Source organism: Thiolapillus sp., assembly GCF_048562965.1.
Lineage (GTDB): Bacteria > Pseudomonadota > Gammaproteobacteria > Chromatiales > Chromatiaceae > Thiolapillus > Thiolapillus brandeum_A.
The window spans coordinates 1-1,041 of record NZ_JBHNMF010000986.1 but is presented as its reverse complement, the minus strand read 5'-3'; the positions used below and the strand labels follow the sequence as shown (position 1 = coordinate 1,041).

1 protein-coding gene is annotated in these 1,041 nt (G+C 51.1%); it reads right to left on the bottom strand.

Annotated features, from left to right (window positions below):
* Window positions 1-506 precede the first annotated feature (506 nt).
* The coding region (locus ACOCD2_RS21685; RefSeq protein WP_419626097.1) for a tyrosine-type recombinase/integrase at window positions 507-1,041 on the bottom strand (535 nt) is incomplete at its 5' end.

Sequence of the window (1,041 nt, the reverse complement as noted above, 5' to 3'; positions counted from 1 at the left end):
CCCTGCCTCTCCGCCATATTTTTAGCGAAGGTGGATGGCTGAGGGCTTTGCTCTTGGTCTATCCACTATGCTTAGTCAAACTATTGATCACCGCGAAACAATGATCCTCTTCCTTGGATTCTTGTGCTTATATATACCAACACAAGACGACCCACTTGCTTTTATACCCCAATTGATGTAGGGGTTCAATCTAAATCTGTAATCAGGAAGCCGCTCTGGTTTGATTGTCAGTTTTCTATGTACAACAGATTCCGTGATGGTTCAACATGATGGACTGTCCATTACCTTGACGTGCTATCGCCGGTGGCTCAGATGACCAAACCGGAAATGAGGATCCTCAGCCGAGAACCTTGGTGGGCGCATCCTCCCCAACAAGGACAGACCGAAGCGGATGTTGAGTGGGGCTATCTTGTCGTGTATGAGGATGGTGCCGTCGAGTTTACCCTTGATGAACGACCTGCAGCAGAGGAGATTCACTCACGGAAAGGGTGCAGGTAAACGGAATATCAGGGCATTGATTCTCCATAGCAGTAGTTGGCCCACGCCTGCATGAGTGGGCGTCTTTTTTCCAGCAAATCACTTCGCTGGTAGGCGGCCTCCACCTTGTTTTGAAGTACATGAGCCGAAGCGGGCTCCGCCAGTTCTCTTGGAAAATCGGTCTGTTCTGCGCACCAGTCCCGGAATGTGCTGCGGAATCCATGTGGAACATAAGGCCCTCGACTTCCTTTAGTACCGTATCCCAGATCCCTCATGAACTTGAGCGTGGCCATATTGCTGATATGCTTGCCGTGACGAATGGATGGAAACAGCCAGCCTTTTCTTGCAGGCAGCCTGTCCAACAGGGATAGTGCCTGTGTAGACAAAGGCACGCGGTGTTCCCGCTTTGCTTTCATGCGATTGGCAGGGATGACCCATATGCCTGCCTGCGTGTCTATTTCTTCCCAGCTTCCACCGATCACTTCGCCGGTTCGTGTTGCAGTCAGGATCAAGAACTGCAGCGCCAGCGACGAGGTGCTGTTTCTGGTTTTCAGTGTATCGATG